Origin of the sequence: Microbacterium sp. LBN7 (genome assembly GCF_045690345.1) — a bacterium.
In the GTDB taxonomy this organism is placed as follows: domain Bacteria; phylum Actinomycetota; class Actinomycetes; order Actinomycetales; family Microbacteriaceae; genus Microbacterium.
In genome coordinates this window covers 1544866-1562096 of sequence record NZ_CP147856.1, presented here as the reverse complement: position 1 = coordinate 1562096, position 17231 = coordinate 1544866, and the positions used below count along the sequence as shown (strand labels likewise).

Below are 17231 nucleotides of genomic sequence, written 5' to 3'. Positions count from 1 at the left end.
CACGGGCGGTGGAGCGGCAGCGATCGCGACCGGAACGGAAGGGTGGTCAGGCCGTCGTGTACCAGGCGGCCGTGTCGACGGGCAGCGAGGTGCCGTCGAACGGCCGGCTCGACAGCACGACCTTCGCGCCGGCGGGCAGTTCGAGCGGGGCGGTGCCGAGGTTCGCGACCACGTGCACGTCGCCGCGGCGGAAGGCCACGGCATCCGTTCCCGCGTCCTCCCACACGAGCGAGCCGCTGCCGAAGCCGTGCTCGCGTCGTGCCGTCAGCAGCTGCTTGTACAGCGACAGCGTCGACGTCGGATCGGCCTCTTCGACATCCCGCGCGTAGGTCGCCCAGTCGGCCGGCTGCGGCAGCCAGGATGCCCCGGTGTCGTTGAACCCGAAGGCGGTGCCCTCTGCGGTCCAGGGCAGCGGCACGCGGCATCCGTCGCGTCCGTAGCGCTCGCCGTTCGTGCGGAACCAGGTCGGGTCCTGCCGGAACGCGTCGGGGATCTCCATCGCCTCGGGGAGACCGAGCTCCTCGCCCTGGTAGAGATACGCGGAGCCGGGGAGGGCCAGCATCAGGGTGGTCGCCGCGCGGGCGCGTGCCAGTCCGATCGCCGTGTCGGGCTTGTCGGGCGTGTTCGGTCCGATGCCCTCGCCCTGCGGGTTGTCGGCCGTCAGCGCGAGCCGGCTCGCGTGACGCACGACGTCGTGGTTAGAGAGCACCCAGGTGCTGGGGGCGCCGACCGCGCCGAACGCGTCGAGCGACTCGCGGATGACGTCCGCGAGCTCCTTCGCGTCCCACGGGGTCATGAGATACGGGAAGTTGAACGTCTGGTGCATCTCGTCGGGGCGCACCCAGAGAGCGGTCTGCTTCAGCGTCGGCATCCAGGCCTCGCCGCAGAGTGCGCGGTCGCCGTCGTACTCGGCGAGCACCTCGTGCCAGTCGCGGTAGATGTCGTGCACGCCGTCCTGGCCCCAGTACGGCACGTTCGCCTCGCCGCCGCCCATGGAGTCGGCGTCGGCCGGGGGCGTGTAGTCGGGCAGGCCGTCGGCCTTGATCATGCCGTGCGCGACGTCGACGCGGAACCCGTCGACACCGCGGTCGAGCCAGAAGCGCAGGATCGAGCGGAACTCCTCGCGCACCTCTTCGTTGTTCCAGTCGAAGTCGGGCTGCGTGGGGTCGAAGATGTGCAGGTACCACTGGCCGGGAGTGCCGTCGGCTTCGACGATGCGCTCCCACATGCCGCCGCCGAACACGGACTCCCAGTTGTTCGGCGGGAGCTCGCCGTTCTCGCCCTTGCCGTCGCGGAAGATGTAGCGCGCACGCTCGGGGCTTCCGGGGGCGGCCTTGAGCGCCTCCTGGAACCAGGCGTGCTGCGCCGAGGAGTGGTTCGGGACGAGATCGACGACCACGCGGATGCCGCGGGCATGGGCCTCGGCCAGCATCTCGTCGAAGTCGGCGAGGGTGCCGAAGAGCGGGTCGACGTCGCGGTAGTCGGCGACGTCGTAGCCGGCATCGCGCTGGGGGCTGGTCATGAACGGACTCAGCCAGATCGCGTCGACGCCGAGATCCTTCAGCGAGTCGAGCCGTGCTGTGATGCCCGGCAGGTCGCCGATGCCGTCGCCCGACGCGTCGGCGAAGGAGCGCGGGTAGATCTGGTAGATGACGGCGCTGCGCCACCACTCGGAACCGGGGGCTGCGATCTGTTCAAGCTGTGCCATGGGACGAGACTAGTGCAAACGCTTACATTCCCGCCAGACCGGCGATCGAATCGGTTCGGAGGGCGGGGCGGATGCGCGCTCCCGGCGCCGCTTGCAGGCCGCGAGACCACAGGGGAGTAGCCTGACGGCATCCGATTCGAGGAGGCAATGATGGTTCCCGAGATCAACTACTGGGCGGTGCTGCTGGCAACCGCGTCGAGCATGCTCGTCGGCTCGGTCTGGTACGCGCCGAAAGTGTTCGGCACGCGCTGGTCGAAGCTCGCGAACGTCGACATGGATCGGCCGGCCGCGACGGCGATGTGGCCCATCATCACCACGGTCATCGTGAGCTTCCTCACGGCATGGGTGCTCGCCGGAGCATCCGCCATCGCCTGGCACTTCTACGGCGGCCCGTTCTTCTGGGGCACGATCGTGACGGGCGTGACGCTCTGGGCCGGATTCACGGCCGCCCGCTTCATCACGCACGACGCCTTCGAAGGGCGCTCGACCAGGCTCACGACCCTGAACATCGCGCACGAGCTGGTCACGGTCGTGGTCATGGCGATCATCATCGGCGTCTGGCCGCCCGCGCTGGGATAGGAGCGATCCCTGATCGCGATGTTCGCCGAATGGCACGGGAACAGTGGACTTTCGCCGCTTCCCGGAGCGCGACGAACCGGTCAGGCTCTTCCTGGTGACCTCTCGGTCGCCCGCGGGTCGCGCACTCGGCCCGGGATGTCGACGGAGGGGCCCGCATGTCCGGTTCACCGCGCTCGCCGTGGGCGGTCATCGCTGCGCTCGTCGTCGCGGCCGTGCTCGCGGGAGCGGCTCCTGCCGCCTCGGGGGTCATCGAACCGGCGGATGATCCCGTGCCCGGCGTGAGCGCTCCGGATGCCGCGGCGTCGATGGAGCGGGCCTACGAGTTCCTCGACGCCCGTGTCGACGAGTTCTGCGACGGGGCCGGGCGCTGTCTGCCCCGCAGCTATCAGGGTGGATTCTTCACCACCCCGAGCTGGGACTTCACGCCGTCGTTCGTCTACGACGACGCGCTCGTCGTGATCGCCTACACGGCCCGAGGCCTGCCCGCCGACCTCCGCCGTGCGCAGGCGATCGGCGACACGCTGCTGTTCGTGCAGGAGGAGGATCCGATCGGCGACGGGCGCGTGCGCACGTCGTACGAGCCCCACGGCATCCGTCAGGGGCGGGTGGAGATCACCGGCCCCGGTACCTTCACCGGGAACCAGGCCTGGGTCGGGATGAGCCTCGCGAGGCTGTTCCACGCGACGGGCGAGACGAAGTACCTCGACGGGGCGCTGCGGATCGCCGAGTGGATCCAGGCGAACACCGCCGACATGGTCCGCGCTCCCTTCGGATACACGGGCGGCCAGCTGGACGACGGCACCTCGCTGACGTGGAAGTCGACCGAGCACAACAGCGACATCTCCGGGTTCTTCACGCAGCTGGCCCAGCTCACCGGCGAGGCCGTGTGGGCGGATCGGGCAGCGGTCGCCGCCGGTTTCGTCGCCGCGATGCAGAGCGCGGACGGCCATGTCGACACCGGCACGGGCCTCGACGGATCGACGATCAACACCCGACCCGTGCCCCTGGATGCCCAGACGTGGAGCTACCTCGGCACCGGCGACCCGCGCTACGGCGCGGCGCTGGACTGGACGCTCGCCCACCTGATCGCGAACGACGGCCCCTACGCGGGACCGTCGATCAGCGACACCGACGTCTCGAAGGTGTGGTTCGAGGGCGCGGGGAACCTCGCGCTCGGGCTCCGGCTGCGCGGTGGGCAGGGTGATGCGGATCGCGCAGAGGCGTTGTTGAGCAGCATCCGTCTGGTGCAGCGCGACGCCCTCAACGGAGACGGCAAGGGGATCGTGGCGACGTCGAGCGACGGCCTCGACTCCGGCTTCGGCGACCTGTACTACGCGAGCCTGCACACGGGTGCGACCGCCTGGTACCTGCTCGCGGAGGCCGGGGACAACCCCTTCCGCCGTCCGCCCGGCTGACCTGGCGGTTCTACGCCGCGACGCGTGCGACCGCGGCGACCGCGCTCGCGAAGAAGCCGATGCCGTCGATGCCGCTGCGCATCGCGACCGCCGTGTCCGGGCCGAAGCCCGGCTCGACCGCGTGCTCGGGGTGCGGCATGAGGCCCACGACGTTGCCCGCCTCGTTGGTGAGCCCGGCGATGTCGCGCAGGGAGCCGTTCGGGTTGACGCCGGCGTAGCGGAAGGCGACCAGGCCCTCGCCCTCGAGGCGGTCGAGCGTCGCGTCGTCGGCGATGTAGCCGCCGTCGCCGTTCTTCAGCGGGATGACGATCTCCTGGCCCGTGCGGAAGGCGTTCGTCCAGGCCGTGTCGGAGTTCTCGACGACCAGCTTCTGGTCGCGGCGCACGAAGTGCTGGTGGTCGTTGCGGATCAGGCCGCCGGGCAGCAGGTGCGCCTCGACGAGCATCTGGAAGCCGTTGCAGATTCCGAGGATGGGCATGCCCTTGGCCGCGGCATCCTTCACCTCGGCCATGATCGGCGAGAGCGCGGCGATGGCTCCAGCGCGCAGGTAGTCGCCGTAGCTGAAGCCGCCGGGCAGCACGAGGGCGTCGACGCCCTCGAGGTCGTGCGAGCCGTGCCAGAGGGCGACGGGCTCGGCGCCGGCGATGCGGACGGCGCGCTGCGCGTCGCGGTCGTCGAGCGAGCCGGGGAAGGTGACGACGCCGATGCGCACGGTCATTCGACGACCTCGACGCCCACCACGTCCTCGATCACGGAGTTCGAGAGCACCTCGTCGGCGACGCGCTTCGCCTCGGCGAGCAGCTCGTCGGTGACCTCGCCCTCGACCGTGAGCTCGAAGCGCTTGCCGATGCGGACGTCGGCGAAGCCCTCGACGCCCAGGCGGGCGAACGCGCCCGAGACGGCCTTCCCCTGCGGGTCGAGGAGTTCGGACTTGGGCATGACGTCGACGACGATGGTGGGCATCGTGATCCTCCAGGCGGCCGCAGGCCGTAGCTATGGTCATTGAGCGACGAGCGCTAGCGAGGAGTCGAAACGCCGGAAGTCGCGGGAAGGCTGGCACCCTCAGTCTACCGGCCCCGGCACCTCGTCCTACGCGGGGTCGGAGTGGAAGACGGTGTGCAGATCGCCGATGGCTGCACGGCCGCCGAGCCCGTCGATCTCGAACAGCACCGAGATGCCCGCGACGTGGCTGCCGAGGCGCTCGACGAGCTCCCGTCCGGCCGCGAGCGTGCCGCCGGTGGCGAGCACGTCGTCGATGAGCAGCACGCGGGATCCGGCGGGCAGGTCGTCGTGCATCTCGATCGTCGCGGTGCCGTACTCGAGGGCGTAGTCGACGGATGCCGCGGGCCGCGGCAGCTTGCCCGCCTTGCGGATCGGGATCAGGCCGACTCCTGCGGCGATCGCGGCCGCTCCGGCGAGGATGAAGCCGCGCGCCTCGATGCCGGCGACCACGTCGAACTGTCCGGCGAAGGGCTCGATGATCGCCTCGGTGGTGACGCGGAGAGCTTCGGCGTCGGCGAGCAGCGGGGTGATGTCGCGGAAGACGATGCCGGGTTCCGGGTAGTCCGGGATGCTGCGGATCAGCGATGCGGCGCGGGTGAGGGCGGGGGAGAGAGCGGCTTCGGGCACCGGGCAAGGCTACCTCCTCCGTCGCGCTTGACTTTCGTGGGAGCGCTCCCATAGAGTGACGTCTCAGTTCGTGGGAGCGCTCCCACGACACCCTGAGCACCACACTGCGCGACCCCCACCACAAAGGAGTGACCTGTGAACACACGTGCCCGCACCCGGATCCTGACGGCAGCCGCCGTGGCATCCGTCTCCGCCCTCGCCCTGGCCGGCTGCTCCGGCGCCACCGGCGGCGACGCCGGCGGCAGTGGCGACGAGGACGTCACGCTGACCGTCACCACGTTCGGCACCTTCGGCTACGAAGACCTCTACGACGAGTACGAGAAGGAGCACCCGAACGTCACGATCGAGGCGACCAACATCGACACCGGCGGCAACGCCCGTACCGATGCCTTCACCAAGATCGCCGCCGGCTCCGGCCTCAGCGACATCGTCGCGATCGAGGAGGGGTGGCTCGGCGCCATCATGGACGTCTCCGACACCTTCGTCGACCTGCGCGACTTCGGCATCGAGGACCGCAAGGCCGACTGGGTCGACTGGAAGTACGGCCAGGCGACGGATGCCGAGGGCCGGGTCATCGGCTACGGCACCGACATCGGCCCGAGCGGCATCTGCTACAACGGCGCCGCGTTCGAGGCCGCTGGCCTGCCCAGCGACCGCGAGTCCGTGGCCCAGCTGCTCGACGGCGATTGGGAGAACTACTTCGCCGTCGGCGCCGACTACACGGCCAAGACCGGCAAGGCCTGGTACGACCACTCCGGCTTCGTCTGGAACGCCATGGTCAACCAGCTCGACGAGGGCTACTACACCGCCGACGGCAAGGTGAACGTCGAGGACAACGCCGAGCTGAAGGAGCGCTTCGAGCTGCTGGGAGCCGCGACCGAGGGCGGCCAGTCCGCCGCGCAGACCGCCTGGGACTGGAACGGCGGAAAGTCGTTCGTCGACGGCACCTTCGCGACCTTCGTGTGCCCGGGCTGGATGCTGGGCGTCGTCCAGGGCCAGGTCGAGGCCGGCGGCGGAGACGCGGCGACCGGCTGGGACTTCGCCGACGTCTTCCCCGGAGGGGCGGCCAACTGGGGCGGCGCCTTCCTGTCGATCCCGGAGAGCTCGCAGCACCAGGAGGCGGCCGCTGAGCTCGCCGACTGGCTGACGCAGCCCGAGCAGCAGGTGAAGCAGTCCGCCGCCGCGGGCAACTTCCCCTCGACCGTCAAGGCGCAGGAGACTCTCGCCTCCGAGGCGACGCCGAACGCGTTCTTCAACGACGCACCCACCGGCGCGATCCTGGCCGAGCGCGCGAAGGGCGTCGTGGCGCAGTTCAAGGGCGCCGACGACTCCGTCATCCAGGAGAACGTCTTCGGCCCGGCTCTCAGCGGACTCGACCGCGGTGACACCGACACCCAGGGTGCCTGGGATGCCGCGATCAAGCTCCTGAACGAGCTCGTCGACTGACACCCTCGGGCGTTTCGTCTCGCTCGGCTCCGCCGTGCTCGCTCAACGACCGACACCATCCGGTCGTTGAGCGAGCGCAGCGAGACGAAACGCCCACTGCTCGCATCCGACAAGGAAGACCCATGACTCTCACCGATGAGCGCCGGGCGACGGCATCCGTGCCGCCGCAGAAGACGGATGCCGCGCCGAAGCGGCCGTGGCGCCATCGCGTCTCGCGCTTCGACCAGAACGCGTCTCCGTACTTCTACATCTCCCCGTTCTTCCTGCTCTTCGGGCTCGTCGGACTGTTCCCGCTGCTCTACACCGTGTGGGTGGCCGTGCACGAGTGGGACCTGCTCAAGGGCGAGGGCGACTTCGTCGGCGTCGGTAACTTCGTCGAGATCCTCGGCGACTCGATGTTCTGGAACTCGATCGGCAACACCCTGAGCATCTTCCTGCTCTCCGCGATCCCGCAGCTCGCGGTCGCCCTGGTGATCGCCTACCTCCTCGACCGGGGGCTGCGCGCTCCGACGTTCTGGCGCATGAGCGTGCTCATCCCCTTCGTCGTCACGCCGGTCGCGGTCGCGATCATCTTCTCGAGCATCTTCAACGAGGCTGACGGTCTCGCCAATAACCTCCTGAACCTCATCGGCATCGCCGACCAGGAGTGGAAGCACAACACGGCCCTGTCGCACATCGCCATCGCGGTGATGGTCAACTTCCGCTGGACCGGCTACAACGCCCTCATCCTCCTCGCCGCGATGCAGGCCGTCCCGCGCGACCTCTACGAGTCCGCCGCGCTCGACGGCGCCGGGGCCGCACGCCGCTTCTTCTCCATCACCATCCCCACGATCCGGCCGACGCTGATCTTCGTGATCATCACCGCCACGATCGGCGGGCTGCAGATCTTCGCCGAGCCGCGTCTCTTCGACGTGTCGACGGCGGGCGGCATCGGCGGCAGCGATCGTCAGTTCCAGACGACCGTGCTCTTCCTCTGGGAGCTCGCCTTCTTCCGCCGCGACCTCGGTGAGGCATCCGCCGTCGCCATCCTGCTGTTCCTGCTCATCGTGGGCATCGGCGTGATCAACTTCCTGATCTCCCGTCGCATCTCCACGGGCAGCGATCCGAAGAACCGGGCTGCGCGCCGCCGCGTCCGCTCGACCAAGGAGGAGGCGCGATGACCGCCACCCAGGCCCTCAGCGTTCCGGAGAAGATCCGCCGCCGCCGCAGCGCGACCGGAGGGAACGCCGGCATCGGCAGCCGTCCCGGCTTCCTCACCTACGGCCTGCTCGCGGCCTTCATCATCGGCAGCGTGTACCCGCTGTGGTGGTCCGTGGTCGTGGCGAGCGGCACCAACGCCACCCGCGGCGAGACGCTGCCCCTCATCCCCGGCGGCAACTTCCTCGTCAACGCCGCCAAGGTCTTCGACGCGATCCCGTTCTGGCTGGCGCTCGGCAATTCCTTCCTCATCTCGGGCATCATCACGATCTCGGTCGTGACCTTCTCGACGCTCGCCGGCTACGCCTTCGCGAAGCTGCGCTTCAAGGGGCGCGACGGACTGATGATCTTCGTGATCGCGACCATGGCGATCCCCACCCAGCTCGGCATCATCCCGCTGTTCATGCTGATGCGCGAGCTCGGCTGGACCGGGTCGATCGGCGCGGTCATCGTGCCGACGCTCGTCACGGCGTTCGGGGTGTTCTTCATGCGGCAGTACCTCGTCGACGTGATCCCGGACGAGCTGATCGAGGCAGCGCGGATGGACGGCGCGAACCAGTTCCGCACCTTCCTCACCGTCGGTCTCCCGGCTGCCCGCCCCGCCATGGCGATCCTCGGCCTCTTCACGTTCATGACCGCGTGGACCGACTACCTGTGGCCGCTGATCGTGCTCTCCCCCCAGAACCCGACCCTGCAGACGGCGCTCAGCCAGCTGCAGTCCGGGTACTACATCGACTACTCGATCGTGCTCGCCGGCGCGGTGCTCGCGACCCTTCCGCTGCTCGTGCTCTTCGTGGTCGCGGGGCGGCAGCTGGTCAGTGGCATCATGGCGGGCGCGGTGAAAGGATGACCTCTATGACGCGCCCCTTCCCTTCGGACTTCCTCTTCGGCGCCGCGACGGCGGCGTATCAGATCGAAGGAGCGGCCTTCGAGGACGGACGCACCGCCTCGATCTGGGACGCGTTCTCGAAGGTGCCGGGTGCGGTGATCGGCGGCGACGACGGCGAGGTCGCGTGCGACCACTATCACCGCTACGCCGACGATGTCGCACTCATGCGCGAGATCGGGCTGCAGACGTACCGGTTCTCCACGTCATGGTCGCGGGTGCGCCCCGACGGCGGCGCCGTGAACCCGAAGGGCGTCGACTTCTACGAGCGCCTGGTCGACGAGCTGCTCGCTGCCGACATCCTGCCCTGGCTCACGCTGTATCACTGGGACATGCCGCAGGCGCTGCAGGATGCCGGGGGCTGGACCAACCGGGACACCGTCGACCGCTTCCTGGAGTACGCCGGCACCATGCACGACGCGCTGGGCGACCGGGTCAACGTCTGGACCACGCTGAACGAGCCGTGGTGCTCGTCGTTCCTCTCGTACACCGGCGGTGAGCACGCGCCGGGGCACACGAGCATCGCCGAGGGGCTGCTGGCGTCGCACCACCTGCTGCTCGCGCACGGCGCCACGGTCCGCGAGCTGCGCGGCCGCGACGCGTCGCTCAACCTCGGCATCACGCTGAACCACACGGTCGCCGATCCCGCCGACCCGCAGAACCCCGCCGACGTCGACGCCGCGCGCCGTGTCGACGGGCAGTTCAACCGCTGGTTCCTCGACCCGATCTACCGCGGGGCCTACCCGGCCGACATCGTCGAGGACATCCGGGCGGTCGATGCGGATGCCGTCGCCCTGTTCGACGCTGCGGTCCACGACGGCGACCTCGAGACCATCTCGCAGCACATCGACACCCAGGGCGTGAACTACTACCACGGCGACTTCGTGGCGGGCGCGGCTCCCGCCGAGCCGCCGGTCTCGGGCGGTCCCGCGACCGAGCGGAAGGGGCGCAGCCCGTACCCCTCGAGCGACGGCATCCATTCGGTCGAGCGGGGTCTCCCGCGCACCGCGCAGAACTGGGAGGTGCAGCCGGAGGGGCTCACCCGCCTCCTGCAGCGCGTGTGGACCGAGTACGCGGAGCCTGCGGGAACCGTGCTCTACATGACCGAGAACGGCGCCGCCTATGACGACGTCGCCGTGGTCGAAGACGGCGAGACCCGGGTGCACGACGCCGAGCGCACCGAGTTCCTGCGCCTGCACCTCGGCGCCGTCCTGGATGCCGCGGATGCGGGCGTCGACGTGCGCGGCTACTTCTACTGGTCGATGTTCGACAACTACGAGTGGGCCTGGGGCTACGACAAGCGGTTCGGCATCGTGCGCGTCGACTACGACACGCTGGAGCGGAGCCTGAAGGACTCCGGCAGGGAGTACGCGCGCATCATCGCCGCCCGCAGCCTCTGAGCCGATCCGCCGTTCGAATCGCGCGAATGGTCGCCTGCGGGCCGGAAAAGGGACCAGTCAGGCGATTCGAACAGGGCTCCGGGGCCGGTCGACGCCGGAGATGCACGCGGAACAGACAGAATAGGGCGATGGAAGAGAGCGTGCGGTGATGTCGTCACGGGCGACCATCGAGGAGGTGGCATCCGCTGCCGGGGTGTCCCGGTCGACGGTGTCGCGGGTGGTGAACGGCTCGACGGCGGTGAGTCCCGAGGCGCTCGCCGCGGTGCGTGCCGCCATCGACGAGCTGAGCTACGTGCCCAACCGTGCCGCCCGGTCGCTGGCATCACGGCAGACCCACGCGATCGCCCTGATCGTCCCGGAGGACACGAACCGCTTCTTCGGCGACCCGTTCTTCGCCGCGATCGTCGCCGGCATCACCGGCAGACTCGGCGGCTCGGACTACCTGCTCAACCTGCTGATCGCCAGCGACGACCCCGGCGACAAGATGACGAGCTTCGTGCGCAACGGCGGTGTCGACGGCGCGCTGATCGTGTCGCACCACACCAGTGACGCGTTCATCGATCGGATCGCGGATGCCGTGCCCGTCGTCTACGGCGGACGCCCCGTGCGCCGACGCGAGACCGACTACGTCGTCGACGTGGACAACGTCGCCGGGGCGGAGAACGCCACCCGCCGACTGGTCGACATCGGTCGGACCCGCATCGCGACGGTCTCCGGCACGCCGACCATGGTGTCGTCGATCGACCGCATGCAGGGATTCCGGCGGGCCCTCGCGGATGCCGGGCTGCAGCCGTTCGCGGAGGAGGCCGGCGACTACAGCGAGGCCAGCGGAGCCGATGCCATGCGCCGCATCCTCGCGGCGGGTGCGCCTGACGCGGTGTTCGTCGCGAGCGACCTGATGGCGCGGGGCGCGCTCACGGCCCTGCGCTCGGCAGGACTGCGCGTTCCGGAGGATGTGGCGCTCGTCGGCTTCGACGACTCCTCGGTCGCGACGTCGACCGAGCCCGCGCTGACCACGATGCGCCAGCCGATGTACGCCCAGGGCGAGGCCATGGCGGGCGTGCTGCTGGCGCGGCTCGCGGGCGAGGATCCGGCGCACACGACGATCCTGCCGACCGAGCTCGTGGTGCGGGAGTCGGCCTAGCGGGCCCGAGTTCGCGGCACGGGAGAGGTGAACACGGCTGTGGCCCTGGCGCCCCCTCCGGGCCAGGCCCACAGCCGTGGGTCTAGGAGCTCAGCCGAGGCCGAGCGTTCGCAGCAGGCCGCCGCCGAACAGCGAGAACGCCGTCACTCCGGCTGACAGCAGCAGCACGCCGGCGGTCCCCGCGACGGCGAGGACGGAGATCCCGCGGCCGCCGAGCCGCTGCCCGCGGAGCCCGACGGAGACGCCGGCCCTCGCGGCGATCTCGCCGGCGTCGTCGTCGCGGTACAGCGCGGTGCGCGCGGCGAAGCGGCGGTGGAACTCCTCGGCGAGCGTGATCGCGGCGGCCATGGTCTCGGCGCGATCGAATCGGGTGCTCGCGGGCAGATAGACGTAGAGCCGGTCGGAGACGAGCTCGATCTCGGCACCTGCGCCGAGGTCCAGCACCCGGGCCATGAGATCGGGCGTGAAGATGTACAGCGCGTCCTGCTGGTAGCCCTCGGGCACGATCAGGCGGAAGGTCGAGGCGAAGTCGCCCTCGAGATCCATCCGGGCCGCTCCCCGGCCGAGCCCCAGCGTGGGGATGATGCTGCGCCGCTTGTTGGCGAGCACGATGTGCGGCACGGATGCCGGCAGCGGCAGCTCGATGAATGCGAAGGGGCGCTGCACGGTCGCCCGCTCCTGCCCGCGGGATACCGAGTGGTGCACGCCGAGCTCGAACGGCATCCGCTCGTCGTCGCACGCGACGATCGCGCGCTCCTGGCCGCGCAGGACGCGGGTGAAAGCCGCTCCCGGTCGGCGGGTGTGCTCGAGCGTGTCGGCGTAGGCCCATCCGTTCTGCCAGGCGAACGCGGCGATCTTGACCCTGCGGCTCAGCCCGACGGAGTACCAGACGAATCCGACCGCGGCGAGCACGGTGTACCCGATGACGAACACCCCGAGGATCGGCGCGACCGCGAGGATGTCGGTGCGCCCGAGGAACCACAGTCCCACGAGCATCGCCGCGGCGAACAGCAGCACGGCGATGAGGATCACCACGAAGCGGCGGTGCGGCGGCATCCGGCAGATGCGCTCGTAGGCGAGGATGTCGCGGAATCCGGCGCTGCGTCGCAGCGGTTCCAGGTCGACGGTCAGCGGCTCCACGACAGCGTCGCCCACGGGCCGTTGCGCTTCTCGGTCGCGGCGGCCTTGAAGTCCGACCAGCCGTCGCCGAACTTCTCGAACGACTTCTCGTCGACGTTGCCGTCGCTCCAGTGCATGACGCGCCCCGCGATGTAGCTCAGGCCGAAGTCGGCCCACGAGGTGAAGCCGGGGCGTGCGTCGGCGTTGATCCGACGGATGATCTCCCGCGCCTCCGCGACGTCGCCGTGACCCAGCGCGACACCCCAGGTCGTCATCGCGACGGCCTGGCCCAGGGCGTACCCGTCGAGCGTCTTCACGAAGACCCCGGGCGACACGATGTCCTTGCCGACGCGCTTGCGCACCTCCGACTCGATGTACTCGATCGCGGTGACGAAGCTGCGCGCATCGCGCTTGTCGCCGCCTTCCTCCACGATCGCCGCGAGCCATTCCTTGGCCTTCGGCGTGCGGCCGAGACGTTCGGCGACCGCGGTGCGGACGGCGAGGTAGAGCGTCCACATCTCGCGGCGGCGACGGTCGCTGGTGAGGCGCTCGATGTTGTCGAGCCAGTCCTGACGCGAGTGCACGCCCCACTGGTCGACGAGCACGGACTTCTCCCGCGCGCCGAGTCCCGAGGCGGTCGGGTCGTTCCACGGACCGGAGGGGAGGTTCGTGATCTGCAGGAACCCGAGTGCGATCTCGTTGGCCTCGGCGTCGGCCGTGGAGAACTGCTCCGAGGGCTTCACCTTCGCGTCGGGCAGCAGCCAGACGACGATGAAGAACAGCACGATGACGCCGACGATCGCCCACACCCACCACTGCTCGATGAGCCAGCCGATGATCGAGCCGAGGTCATTGAAGTCGACGCGCGCGAAAGGGTGCATTGCTACTCCTGGCAGGGATGAATCCGTCGTCGTTCACAGATTGAACGAACATTCAGTGAGTAATCTATACGGCACGGGGAGGATTTCGAAAGCTGCGGTCGCGAACTCAGGAGGTGGATGCCGCATGGCGCGCTCCGACGAACGGAACAGAGTCGCGCGGGAACGCTCGCGCGAGGCGCTGCTCCAGGCGGCGATCGAGGTCTTCAGCGAGCGGGGCGTCTCGGGGGCCAGCATCGCCGAGATCACCTCCCGCGCCGGCGTCGCCCAGGGGCTCGTGAACTATCACTTCGGGGGCAAGGATCATCTGGTCGCCGCGGTGATCGACCGCTGGTTCGAGACCGTCCTCGGTTTCGCCCGCGTCGAAGGGACGCCGGACGAGGCGCTCGCCGCGGTCATCGACGGGGCCCTCATGGCGACGGCCTACGCGCTTCCGCTGCAGAGGGCCGTGCTCGCCATGCAGCAGCAGCCTGCGACGCACCGTCTCTTCGCCGAGTCCGAGGCGCGGCACGAGGCGGCCGCGACGGCGGCGGAGGATGCCGTGCGCGATCTGTTCCGCGCCCGCGGCGCCGACGACCCGGCGCTCGAGGAGGTCATGCTGCGGAGCACGCTCGAGGGGATCTTCGTGAAGTACGCGGTGTTCGGCGAGACCTATCCGCTGGAGGACGCGCGGCGATGGATGCACCGGCGCTACGGCCTGCCCGAGCCCGCCGCGCCGATGCCCATGGCACCCGTCCTCGTGCGCGACGGACAGCCCCGCCCGCGAGCGAGCGGAGCTGTCTGCCCAGGCGATTCCTGAGCGAGACGCGCCGAGACGCGCCGCCCGGACCGCCCGGCCGTCAGGCCGGGTCGCCGCCGAGGGGGCCGACCGCCTCGAGCGGCTTGGGGTCGTCGGCGCCGGTCTTGCGGAGACGGGCGATGAGGTTGCCGAGGTGGTAGATGAGGATCGCCGCCACCGTCGCGATGACGATGCCGCCGAGCTCGAAGCCCGATGCCTCGTCCTTGATCATGAACCCGCCGACGGCCATGATGAGCGCGACGGCAGCCGTGTACTGGTTCACCGGCCGGGAGAAGTCTACGCGGTTGTCGACCCAGATCTTGATGCCGATGACGCCGATCAGGCCGTAGAGAGCGGTGGTGACGCCGCCGAGAACGCCGGCCGGGACCGAGTTGATGACCTCGCCGAACTTCGGTGACAGGCTCAGCAGGATCGCTGCGGCGCCCGCGACCCAGTAGGCGGCGGTGGAGTAGACCCGTGTCGACGCCATGACGCCGATGTTCTCGCCGTAGGTCGTCGTTCCGGAGCCGCCGAAGAAGCCGGCCAGGGTGGTCGAGACGCCATCGGCGATCAGGGCCTTCCCGGTCTGCTCGTTGATGGTGCTGTCACCGGTCATGGTGGCGACGCCGCGCACGTGGCCGACGTTCTCGGCGATGAGCACGAGCACGACGGGGAGGAACATGGCGAGCGCGGTCAGCGTGCCGGGCTCCGTGAAGTTCGGCAGGGTGAAGGTCGGCAGGCCGATCCAGTCCGCCTTCTCGACGGCCTCGAAGTTCAACTCCCCGCGGAACGCCGCGAAGATGTATCCCGCGATCACGCCGAGGAAGATCGAGATGCGACCGAGGAATCCGCGGAAGACCACGGCGAACACGATCGTGATGGCGAGCGTGAACGTCGCGGTGATCGGCGCCGCGGCGTAGTTGTTGTGCGCGGCGCCGGCGAGGTTGAACCCGATGAGCGCGACGATCGTGCCGGCGAGCACCGGCGGCAGGAAGCGATCGACCCACTTGACGCCCACGGTGTGCACGACGACGCCGATGATCGCGAGCAGCACGCCCACCGCGACGATGCCGGCGAGCGCGGTGCCCATGTTCGCGGATGCCGTCGCCGCGGTCACCGGCGCGATGAAGGCGAACGACGAGCCGAGGTAGCTGGGCAGCTTGTTGCGCGTGACGAGGAGGAACAGGATCGTTCCGACACCGCTGAAGAGCAGGGTCGTGGCGACCGGGAAGCCCGTGATGATCGGCACGAGGAACGTGGCGCCGAACATCGCGATCACGTGCTGGAGGCCGATCGCGATCGTGGCGGGCCAGTTCAGGCGCTCGTCCGGGCGCACGACGGCGCCGGGCTCGAGGGTGCGGCCGTCTCCATGCAGCTTCCACAGGGCCATGCGGTCTCCTCAGGTTCGGGGGATGGTCGCGCGGGGGATCGCGACCGTGCTGGAGCCACACTACCGATTCCTGAGTGTTGGCTGGGTGCCCCGACCGAAGGCGACGGCTTCCTCCACACCGACGTGCGTCGGGTGGGTCACCCGCGGGGTCAGGCGCCGAGGCGCTCGATCAGCTCGCGGTAGCGGTCGGCCGTGCGCTCGACGATGTCGTCGGGGAGCAGCGGCGGCTCGCCCTGCTTGTCCCAGTTCGCGGCGAGCCAGTCGCGCACGATCTGCTTGTCGAAGCTCGCCATCCGCTCGCTCGGGGTGGTGCCGTTCTTCCAGGCCTCGGCATCCCAGTACCGCGAGGAATCGCTCGTGAGCACCTCGTCGGCCAGGCGCAGGACGCCATCGGGGTCTGTTCCGAACTCGAACTTGGTGTCGGCGAGGATCAGGCCCTTCTCCTCGGCGATCGCGGCCGCTCGGGCGTAGATCGCGAGCGAGGCGTCGCGCAGCTCGACGGCGCGGTCGGCGCCGACGAGCTCGACGACCTTCTCGAAGGTGATGTTCTCGTCGTGCTCGCCCATCGGCGCCTTGTAGGCGGGGGTGAACAGGGGCTCAGGCAGCCGGTCGCCGTTCTGCAGGCCGGCGGGCAGCGGGATGCCGCAGACGGTGCCGCTCTCCTGGTACTCCGCCCATCCGGAGCCGGTGATGTAGCCGCGCACGACGCACTCGATCGGCAGCATCTCGAGCGACTGCGCGAGCATCGCACGGTCGGCGACGGATGCCGGGATCTCGCCGTCGGCGAGATGGTTGGGCACGTCGGAGAGCTGCGCGAACCACCAGCGGCTGAGCCGGGTGAGCAGGGCGCCCTTCTCGGGGATGCCGGGGGACAGCACGAAGTCGAAGGCGCTCACGCGGTCCGAGGCGACGACGAGGATGCGCGTGTCCTCCGGGTCCTCGGATGCATGCAGGTCGCGGACCTTGCCCGAGTAGATGTGCCGCCAGCCGGGGATGGTCCGTGCCGTGCCTTCTGATGAGGTGCTCACCCGCCCCATTATCCCGGTTCGTCGCGCCTGGTGTCGGCGCGGGTGCCTAGCCTGGAGGCGTGAGCGACGACACCTTCACCGAGCGGCTTCGTCTGTCCCGTCCCGTCCTCGGCGACGTCGACGCGCTGTTCCCGATCCAGACCGATCCACGCGTGTGGGCGCACTATCCGAGTCTCCGGCACACCGACCCGGCGCAGACCCTCGAGATGATCGAGAGGTGGAGGCGGAGCTGGGCCGAGGCGGGGCTCGGTTCGTGGGTCGCGCGTCTGCGCGATACCGACCAGGTCGTCGGCAACGGCGGATGCACGCTGCTCGGCGGCCGGGTGTGGAACGTCGGCTACCGGATCTCGGCGGACCATCACGGGCGGGGACTCGCGACCGAGCTGGCGCGGGCCGGCATGGAACGGGCGCGCGCGATCGATCCCGACCGTCCTCTGGTCGCGTACCTGGTCGAGCACAACACGGCGTCGGCGCACGTCGCCGAGAAGCTCGGCCTCGCTCTCGTCCACCGGGCCCCTGATGCCGGGAACCCCGATGCGTCCGTGATGCGCCTCGTCTACGCGGATCGACCGTTGAGCCCAGCGCAGCTCGACGCCGCGTTGCGCTGAGGCGGCGCGCGGTCGCGTCTTGTCCC

17 protein-coding genes are annotated in these 17231 nt (G+C 69.7%); 9 read left to right on the top strand and 8 right to left on the bottom strand.

The genetic code is table 11. The features are described from left to right. Positions 1-46 precede the first annotated feature (46 nt). Positions 47-1708: a glycoside hydrolase family 13 protein gene (locus LBN7_RS07380; protein ID WP_341946563.1), complete on the bottom strand. Its 1662-nt coding sequence runs from the start codon at positions 1706-1708 to the stop codon at positions 47-49. Between the two features lie 150 nt (positions 1709-1858). On the opposite strand from LBN7_RS07380, the gene LBN7_RS07375 reads away from it, so the two are divergent. Continuing rightward, on the top strand, positions 1859-2287 hold the full coding sequence (locus tag LBN7_RS07375; RefSeq protein ID WP_116635976.1) for a DUF1761 domain-containing protein: 429 nt from the start codon (positions 1859-1861) through the stop codon (positions 2285-2287). A 155-nt stretch (positions 2288-2442) separates the two neighbouring features. After that, positions 2443-3702 (top strand): hypothetical protein, encoded by a 1260-nt coding sequence (locus LBN7_RS07370; protein WP_407361395.1) that lies wholly within the window; start codon positions 2443-2445, stop codon positions 3700-3702. Positions 3703-3712: 10 nt separating this feature from the next. On the opposite strand, the gene purQ is transcribed toward LBN7_RS07370, so the two are convergent. From purQ to LBN7_RS07355, 3 genes are all read right to left on the bottom strand, one after another. Beyond that, a complete protein-coding gene (gene purQ, locus LBN7_RS07365) occupies positions 3713-4420 on the bottom strand; it encodes a phosphoribosylformylglycinamidine synthase subunit PurQ (protein WP_116635974.1) in 708 nt (235 codons plus the stop codon). Next, positions 4417-4665 (bottom strand): phosphoribosylformylglycinamidine synthase subunit PurS, encoded by a 249-nt coding sequence (gene purS / locus LBN7_RS07360; protein WP_116635973.1) that lies wholly within the window; start codon positions 4663-4665, stop codon positions 4417-4419. Before purS ends, purQ begins: the two co-directional genes overlap by 4 nt. Positions 4666-4791: 126 nt before the next feature. Next, complete coding sequence (locus LBN7_RS07355) at positions 4792-5331, bottom strand: adenine phosphoribosyltransferase (RefSeq protein ID WP_116635972.1); 540 nt, start codon at positions 5329-5331, stop codon at positions 4792-4794. Positions 5332-5466: 135 nt separating this feature from the next. Here LBN7_RS07355 and LBN7_RS07350 point away from each other — a divergent pair, with 135 nt between their 5' ends. The 5 genes from LBN7_RS07350 (at position 5467) to LBN7_RS07330 (ending at position 11404) form a co-directional block, all read left to right on the top strand. Further along, positions 5467-6777 (top strand): ABC transporter substrate-binding protein, encoded by a 1311-nt coding sequence (locus LBN7_RS07350; RefSeq protein WP_341946561.1) that lies wholly within the window; start codon positions 5467-5469, stop codon positions 6775-6777. A 122-nt stretch (positions 6778-6899) separates the two neighbouring features. Next, positions 6900-7937: a carbohydrate ABC transporter permease gene (locus tag LBN7_RS07345; RefSeq protein ID WP_407361394.1), complete on the top strand. Its 1038-nt coding sequence runs from the start codon at positions 6900-6902 to the stop codon at positions 7935-7937. Then, positions 7934-8824 carry a carbohydrate ABC transporter permease gene (locus tag LBN7_RS07340; RefSeq protein WP_116634043.1) on the top strand — a complete coding sequence of 297 codons (891 nt, stop codon included), beginning with the start codon at positions 7934-7936 and terminating at the stop codon, positions 8822-8824. Before LBN7_RS07345 ends, LBN7_RS07340 begins: the two co-directional genes overlap by 4 nt. A gap of 5 nt (positions 8825-8829) precedes the next feature. Further along, positions 8830-10260, top strand: a complete 1431-nt coding sequence (locus tag LBN7_RS07335; protein WP_407361393.1) for a GH1 family beta-glucosidase — start codon at positions 8830-8832, stop codon at positions 10258-10260. A gap of 148 nt (positions 10261-10408) precedes the next feature. Further along, positions 10409-11404 carry a LacI family DNA-binding transcriptional regulator gene (locus LBN7_RS07330; protein WP_407361392.1) on the top strand — a complete coding sequence of 332 codons (996 nt, stop codon included), beginning with the start codon at positions 10409-10411 and terminating at the stop codon, positions 11402-11404. A 90-nt stretch (positions 11405-11494) separates the two neighbouring features. On the opposite strand, the gene LBN7_RS07325 is transcribed toward LBN7_RS07330, so the two are convergent. Beyond that, positions 11495-12559 (bottom strand): hypothetical protein, encoded by a 1065-nt coding sequence (locus LBN7_RS07325; RefSeq protein WP_407361391.1) that lies wholly within the window; start codon positions 12557-12559, stop codon positions 11495-11497. Then, positions 12532-13404 carry a DUF1266 domain-containing protein gene (locus tag LBN7_RS07320; RefSeq protein WP_116634047.1) on the bottom strand — a complete coding sequence of 291 codons (873 nt, stop codon included), beginning with the start codon at positions 13402-13404 and terminating at the stop codon, positions 12532-12534. The genes LBN7_RS07325 and LBN7_RS07320 overlap by 28 nt, the downstream gene beginning before the upstream one ends. A 124-nt stretch (positions 13405-13528) precedes the next feature. Here LBN7_RS07320 and LBN7_RS07315 point away from each other — a divergent pair, with 124 nt between their 5' ends. Next, complete coding sequence (locus LBN7_RS07315) at positions 13529-14200, top strand: TetR/AcrR family transcriptional regulator (RefSeq protein WP_116634048.1); 672 nt, start codon at positions 13529-13531, stop codon at positions 14198-14200. Positions 14201-14240: 40 nt separating this feature from the next. On the opposite strand, the gene LBN7_RS07310 is transcribed toward LBN7_RS07315, so the two are convergent. Continuing rightward, positions 14241-15569, bottom strand: coding sequence for a uracil-xanthine permease family protein (locus tag LBN7_RS07310; RefSeq protein WP_116634049.1), 1329 nt, complete (start codon positions 15567-15569; stop codon positions 14241-14243). Positions 15570-15718: 149 nt separating this feature from the next. Next, on the bottom strand, positions 15719-16606 hold the full coding sequence (locus LBN7_RS07305) for a phosphoribosylaminoimidazolesuccinocarboxamide synthase (protein WP_407361390.1): 888 nt from the start codon (positions 16604-16606) through the stop codon (positions 15719-15721). Positions 16607-16656: 50 nt separating this feature from the next. Between LBN7_RS07305 and LBN7_RS07300 the strand changes: the two genes are divergently transcribed. Then, entirely contained in the window at positions 16657-17205 is a 549-nt protein-coding gene (locus LBN7_RS07300) for a GNAT family N-acetyltransferase (RefSeq protein WP_407361389.1), read from the top strand. Positions 17206-17231: the final 26 nt, after the last annotated feature.